Here is a 6,964-nt window from a genome sequence, read left to right on the forward strand (position 1 = left end):
TAGTTAGACTAAAAAAAGCTTTATGGCTTTGATTTTTGAAAAATACCAGTAAGATAATCACATCTGCGGAATGTGGGCTAAAAGCACTATTGTCAATGAGTAATTTTACTCATGTTTTACCTGTTGACCCAATTAAAATATGACTCCATTTGTTCCTTTATTATTGAAAAAAAATTGTTCGGGACTTCTTTGAGTTCCAGGGAAAGGAGAAATAATTAGCCTGACATGAGGTTTTCGTCGTCGCTTAACAATCCCTAAATCTTGATTTTTATCGGAGGCAAAATACTTAACTAGGTCAGAAGCTAATCCTTTTTGATAGGCAACCGAAAAATGATACATCCCCCGATCAATCATTTCTAATGAAACACGTTCAATTGGTACTCCTAATTCATCTGCCACCGCATCTCCTAAATCTACTAAAACCGCATAAAATAGCCAAGTAGCCCAGATTTGGAGCTTAATTCCGTTTAATGAACCTGTCCATAAATAGCTGAGATTTAATAATCTTTTTACTGTACAAAATGCGTCTTCAATTCGCCAGCGTCTTTGATATAAATCTGCTACTACATAGGGGGGCAATATTTCAGGTTCTCGGACACTTGTCAGATAAGAACGCCAGGAAGTCTTGGAGCGAATCTGTACTAATCTTATAGTCAAAGCTGGTGTTTGTTTTGTACCTGCACCTATTTTAATTATCTGGTCTTTGACATCATAAGTATTGGTTAATACCCGCTCGATTTGATAAGATGCACCTTTCTTGATTCGAGTGATAAATCCAATTTCTTGGTCTATGAGTTTTTGCCAAAAAGCGAAGTGATAGAAGCCTCGATCCAGTAACAGCAAGGTTTTTGGCTTAACTGCTTTTAGTAAGTCTTCTTCCCAATGAGTATCTGCTTGTTTGGGATTTGTCCAAAACCAAATTTCTTCGGGAAGATGAGTTACTAGGTCTATTATTACTCCCATTTTTCCGGATAATTGACCAATTGGCACATCTGATAAACTTTGTAGCTTCTTAAATAATGCTTCTAATGTTGAGCCGTCAGCTATCCAGATGTTTTCAAAGTTTTTTAAGGCAAATTGTACGCTATCTGGAAGGGGTCTTGATTTTCTTGTTAACCATTCCTGACGAAAATGAGGTAGTAATTCCTTAAATACTTTTTCAAATAAAATTGCTGGAAAAGTTAAAAATCTTTGTGATAATGCTTGTTGGCTAATTTCTTGTGGCTGACACCATAAAAATCCCTCTCTATTTAATAATCTGGTTAATTCTGTTACTCCTGCTATGTCTCGCCATAATAAACTTAATATTGCTGCCATCATTAATGGTAATGTCAGAATTCTATCTCTTAAATTTAGTTGGCGATAAAAAGTTTTTTGGGCAGCCATTGCTGGAATTAATAAATCTTCCAGGTGATTCGCGATCGCTTCATTTTCTACTTGGGGACGATTTTTTTTCTTTGCATGATCTCGGTTGATTCGTTTTTTGCGAGTCATAACAGGTTCAATTTGGGCTCAAATGCTTGCCAGATATATGTTTTAGCCTATTATACCTTCTTTTGTCTACCCCCCTTGACAATTTGCACTTTTTCTTAACTTGTCACAAATGATCTAGCGTTGATATTTAGATAAACGACCACCCTGAATCACGGGATCGATCGACTTTCGGGCTGATGCCATCACGACGCATTCACCCGGCGCAACCTGTAGTGCTTTAATTGACCGCGACATCAGTTGTCCGCGCCCCGGTGGAAGGAATGTTGGGCTGCTGGGTAAAGCGATCGCGATAGAAACTGCAAAACTCGTCGGTTGAACTTTTCTGGATTCTCGATGAACATGAAATGTCCCCCACCTTCAGCCTCCTCAAAGATTTCCAACTCAGAGTCAGGAATGCTTTGATTAATCCAGGCTTGCGATGTCCACGGAACCAGACTTTTTCTGCCACCAATAATCAAAGTTGGCTGACGAATTCTGACAATTTGATCGCGCCAGTCCGTATGAAGATGGTTGTATAGCAGAGTTGCAGCGATCGCGCGCGGACAGCGAAAGTTGCACTCGACGATCCACTCGAACTGTTCCTTTGACATCGCTGATGTAACCATTGAAGTCAGGATGTTTCGAGTCGATTCCTCGGCGTTGCCGTTCTCCAGGCTATGTATTACTGCATTGAGTTGTTCAGCAGTAAAAATTGCCCCGGATTCTGCTATTTCTTGAACGTTCCAATGCGATCGCAATGTTCCTAGTGGCGATTGATCGACCAACACTAACCGATCGATTTCATCCAACCCAAATAGATCGAGATAGCTCCAGATGATGGCACATCCCATTGAGTGACCTAGCAGGTGTGGCTTTTCGAGTTGCAGAGCACCGATTAATTCCTGAACATCCTTAGACAAGCGAGAAATTCGATAACCGAACGATACTTTTTCTGACTCACCATGTCCCCGCAAATCAACAGCGATCACCTGATAGTGTTCGGCAAAAACGGGAATTTGATATTTGAATTGTTCCGCCGACTGCGACCAACCGTGAAGCATCACGAGCGGTTTTCCTTGACCTGCACTGATGTAGCTCAATTGGGCACCATCAGACGTTTTGAATGTTTTCCTTTGCATATTGTCCTTTGTGGTGTCTTCCACGCACTGATAGCGATTGTGTTCGCTGATTGGTGTTGCAGGTCGCTCCAACTCCTTAATGTGTTCATTCTTCAACTTTCATTGCATTCAGAACACTCAAGTTCCCTGAGTTAAGCGGCGAGTTAATTTTTCCGTTACCGCTGCATCTGTGCGATGACCTCTTCAGCCTCTCGTACCACGTCCTGAACAATCTGCGCTGCGGGCTTAATGTCGTGAATCAGATTGCAAGACTCTCCTGCATAGAGAGCCACAGACTCCATATCCCCGATGAAGCCAGTGATTGGAATCATCGACCCATATTTCGGCACATCCATAGTGGTGCCAGCCAGTGGGACAGTACCGACGATCGTCCCCTCACCTGGACGCTGCCCACTCGTTGGACAGCCCGCAGCCTCCCACTCCGTGAACGTAGCATTGCGTAGCACCCGGTGGGGCGCATCAGACCAACCACCATCGAAAAGCGTGGTATACACCGTGTCCTCGGCTGTGCTGCTGACGACCCGTTCCTGGTAAGCACGAGTTGCAGCGGCTTCGGTGCTACACAGAAACCGCGTCCCCATTGACACCGCTTGTGCTCCAAGATTGAGGGCTGCTACCACTCCTCGACCCGTAGCAATACCTCCAGCGGCAAGCACAGGCACGGATGTAACCGCATCGACCACCGCTGGCACAAGGGTTGACAGCGAGGTGCGGCTCCTCACGTGCCCCCCTGCTTCGACCCCTTGAACGATGAGCGCATCAACACCCATAGCGGCAGCGGCTGTGGCTTCCTCGATCGACCCCACCTGGATAAAGACCTTGGTATTATGTCGGTGAGCCTCGGCGATGTAGGGGCTTGGATCACCCCAAAAGAGCACCAGCAGCGGTACCCGCTCTGCTAGGCAGACATCAATCTGCCCTTCTTCTAGCAGGGGAAGAATGAGGTTCACCCCAAAAGGTTTCTGCGTCAGGGCGCGGATGCGGCGGATCGCTTGTTGGAGGATCGGGGGTGGCATGAACACTCCACCCAGCACCCCACAGCCACCAGCATTCGACACCGCCGCCGCGAGTTCTGGTCCGGCTACAGGTCCCATACCTGCGGAGAAGATGGGGTGGGTAATGCCGATCTGGCGACAGAGAAGAGTGTGCATATATCCTACTGATGCGAGAGTTGGTGTCATAATTTTCTTTTTTATGTACTGCTTTCATTCTTCAACGTTCATCCTGTTCCGACCACTCAAGTTCCCTGAGTTAAGCAGCCAGTTAATCTTTCTATTTCTAAAGACAGGTTTTTGAGTTGTTCACAAGCAGATCAATTCATCCATTGGGTGTACAAGTTTTACTCATAATGGAGCGATCGTTCTTGTACACCTCTAAAGTCCCCTTCCCTTGATGATCTCCCTTACCACCAAGCACCTGATATTTATAGTTGCCATTCTTAAACTTATAAACTTGAGCCACTCCTGTATCGTCTCTAGTTCCCTTGCCCAAACTCAAATTACCTTGAGGACTTGTAGAACGGTAGAGAAGTTCGCCCGAATTATACCTTTTCCAAACATTAACGTTGTATCCACCTTGGCACTTCAAACTGAGTACCAAGTCAGCAGTAGAGTCAGCCGAGGCAGGTAAGACGAGATAAGTTGAAACACCAGTCATCAAACCAAGCAGTAACGCAAATCGCTTCAGTAGTGTTTTCATAGTTTCCTCTTGTAGTTTTGAGCGTTCGGTTTTCTTCTTAGAATCTACTTCTACCTAGCCAGTTGACGACTGGTCATGAACCGGCTCCATGTATAGCCTTGCCCACGCGATGATTCCGTTGCGTAGGCCAGCAACGACTACACCACGCATATTCAGTGCCGATCCGGACGTGCGCGTACCTTGCCAGTGCCATTCAGCCCAGGCGAGGTCACAGTGGATCGTCGAAGCAACCAAAGTTGCACGTAAATCTGGAACCTGGGCAAACAAGGCAGTCCAGTTCTCCCGGACTTGGGCTAGTCCGGCGAAGGAACTCTCAGGATGCAGCGGTAGTTCACCCTTGTAATCATTAGCGAAGCAGCTCACGAGCGCGTCAACGTCGTGTGCGTTGATGGCATCAGACATTCGTTGAAGCACTGTTGGCATCTCATATTGGGCTGGCGCGCTCATGTTTCCTGTTGTGTTAGGCATATTTCAAAGCATTTCGGTACACCCGTTGCCAGTTCTAGTGCTGTCACTTCATCTGGACTTAATCGATCGAGCATCACGATCGTCGATTCTCCTAAAAACTGATCGATCGCTCTTTTCAGTGTGCGATCATCGCCAAAGGTCTTTGCTTTGAAACGCCACCTGCGACTTTAATTAAATCGGCTGCTTTTTCGCCGATCGCAATTATCGGCCCATTCGTATTTCCTGTAGTGATCGTTGGCATGATGGAAGCATCGACAATACGCAATCCCTCAACCCCATGTACCCGCAGTTCGGGGTCTACCACCGCCATTGAATCAGTGCCCATTTTGCAAGTGCCGACCGGATGGTACATCGTATCGCAAGCGTCTCGGATGTAAGCGGAGAGCGCTTCATCGCTCTGCAAGTCGCTACCAGGAGCCAGTTCCTCCCCTTGAAACTCATCAAAGGCATCAGTCTCAAAGATTTGGCGGAGTAGTTTAATCCCTACAACTAGCGTTTGTACATCAGTTTCACTTTGCAGAGAGTTCAGCCGAATCATCGGTGTATCTTTGGGATCGGACGATCGCAAGCTGACACTCCCAATGTTTTGAGCATGGGTCAAAGAGGCGACCCCAAAGAATCCCGGACCAGAGCGGTTAGAGCCAGGTGGTGCCCACAGAATGGGACCTGCGAAACACTGTAAATCTGGTGCAACATCCAAGTTATGCTCGCTATGCAAGAACAATCCAGCTTCACCAATCCCACTGCTGCTGTTGGCAGGGTGGACAGCCTCAGTTGCCTGGTAGGTAATGGGAACGAGAACGTGGTCTTGGAGATTTTGGCCGACCCCAGGCAGATCTGCGACAACAGGAATGCCCAAGGCTTGCAGGCGTGCTGCATCCCCAATGCCGGACAGCAGCAGCAGTTTGGGCGAATCGAATGCACCAGCACTTAAAATCACTTCCTGGTTGACGCTGACCTGGTGCAGTGTGCCCTCGTGAAGATATTCCACCCCAACGGTGCAAGTGCCCTCAAATAACAACCGCGTCACCAACGCGCCTGTTGTGGTTGTCAAATTCGGACGATCGAGAATGGGAAGCAGAAAAGCCGCAGCGGTACTGTGCCGCTTCCCATCTTTAATCGTAAATTGATAAAAGCCTGCCCCTTCTTGTTGACTGCCGTTGAAGTCAGGATTATCGTCATAGCCCATTGCCACTGCTGTCTCGACAAAGCGTTGAGACATTACCGCAGTGTCCATGAGATCCGTGACGCTCAACTCCCCATCAACCCCGTGGTATTCGGAGGCACCTCGTTGCTGGTGCTCGGATTTCTTGAAATAGGGCAACATATCCTGGTAACTCCAACCGGGATTACCTAATTCTTGCCAGTGGTCATAATCGTGACGATTGCCTCGAATGTAAATCATGAAATTAATCGCACTGCTGCCACCCAAAACTTTGCCACGGGGACAGTAGATTTTGCGATTATTTAAGTACGGTTCTGGTTCGGAAAAATATCCCCAGTCCACCTCAGAACCTAATAGTTTTAGGCAGTCTGACGGGATTTGAATCTCTGGTTTGGTATCTGGGTTGCCAGCTTCGAGTAATAACACGGTTGTTTTACTGTCTTCTGTCAAACGGTTGGCAACTACGCAGCCTGCCGAACCTGCACCGATAATAATGTAGTCATAGTTCGTCATGGAATTCTCCTGGTTTGCTGTCTGTCGTGGATTAATCAGACCTTAATTGCTAGCGAGAATACGTCAAGTTTCCATTTTGATTCTCTATTCCCCGAATCAAAATTGATGTTGACTTGGTTGAGCCATTGACTAGACGACAACTTGCTAATAAAGTCAATCCGGTATTATCAATATTCTTACAAGAAGCTTGATAACTGCTAGCGGCTCTTGGATTGCGAGAATAAGTCAAGTTTCCATTTTGATTCTCTATTCCCCGAATCAAAATTGATGTTGACTTAGTTGAGCCATTAGCTAGACGACATCTTGCTGATAAAGTCGCTCCGGTAATCTTAATATTCTGACAAGAACTTTGATAACTGCTAGGAGATGTGGGCCTTGCCAAAGCAGGTTCCCTGGGAATTACAGCTAGAATTGCACCACAAGCAACAAAAGCTATAGCCTTTCTCAGAAAGATGAGGTACAATAACAGCAGTGTGTAAACCAGTTAAAAATATTTGACGATGTAACT

The 6,964-nt window shown here is 46.4% G+C and carries 7 protein-coding genes; all 7 read right to left on the reverse strand.

Annotated elements, in window-relative coordinates; all coding sequences use genetic code 11:
• Positions 1-132 precede the first annotated feature (132 nt).
• Complete coding sequence (locus QUB10_RS33320; RefSeq protein WP_333207383.1) at positions 133-1,494, reverse strand: IS4 family transposase; 1,362 nt, start codon at positions 1,492-1,494, stop codon at positions 133-135.
• Between the two features lie 233 nt (positions 1,495-1,727).
• On the reverse strand, positions 1,728-2,708 hold the full coding sequence (locus tag QUB10_RS33325) for an alpha/beta hydrolase (protein WP_333207384.1): 981 nt from the start codon (positions 2,706-2,708) through the stop codon (positions 1,728-1,730).
• A gap of 59 nt (positions 2,709-2,767) precedes the next feature.
• Positions 2,768-3,793, reverse strand: a complete 1,026-nt coding sequence (locus QUB10_RS33330) for a nitronate monooxygenase (protein ID WP_333207385.1) — start codon at positions 3,791-3,793, stop codon at positions 2,768-2,770.
• Positions 3,794-3,929: 136 nt separating this feature from the next.
• The gene (locus QUB10_RS33335; protein ID WP_333207386.1) at positions 3,930-4,310 is read right to left on the reverse strand and encodes a hypothetical protein; all 381 of its coding nucleotides are present in this window, start codon (positions 4,308-4,310) and stop codon (positions 3,930-3,932) included.
• A 54-nt stretch (positions 4,311-4,364) separates the two neighbouring features.
• Complete coding sequence (locus QUB10_RS33340; RefSeq protein ID WP_333207388.1) at positions 4,365-4,712, reverse strand: nuclear transport factor 2 family protein; 348 nt, start codon at positions 4,710-4,712, stop codon at positions 4,365-4,367.
• 181 nt (positions 4,713-4,893) lie between these two features.
• Positions 4,894-6,456, reverse strand: a complete 1,563-nt coding sequence (locus tag QUB10_RS33345; protein WP_333207389.1) for a GMC family oxidoreductase N-terminal domain-containing protein — start codon at positions 6,454-6,456, stop codon at positions 4,894-4,896.
• 49 nt (positions 6,457-6,505) lie between these two features.
• The gene (locus QUB10_RS34365) at positions 6,506-6,919 is read right to left on the reverse strand and encodes a CVNH domain-containing protein (RefSeq protein ID WP_445300838.1); all 414 of its coding nucleotides are present in this window, start codon (positions 6,917-6,919) and stop codon (positions 6,506-6,508) included.
• Between the last annotated feature and the right edge of the window lie 45 nt (positions 6,920-6,964).

Source organism: Microcoleus sp. B5-D4, from assembly GCF_036705145.1.
Classification (GTDB): Bacteria; Cyanobacteriota; Cyanobacteriia; order Cyanobacteriales; family Microcoleaceae; genus Microcoleus.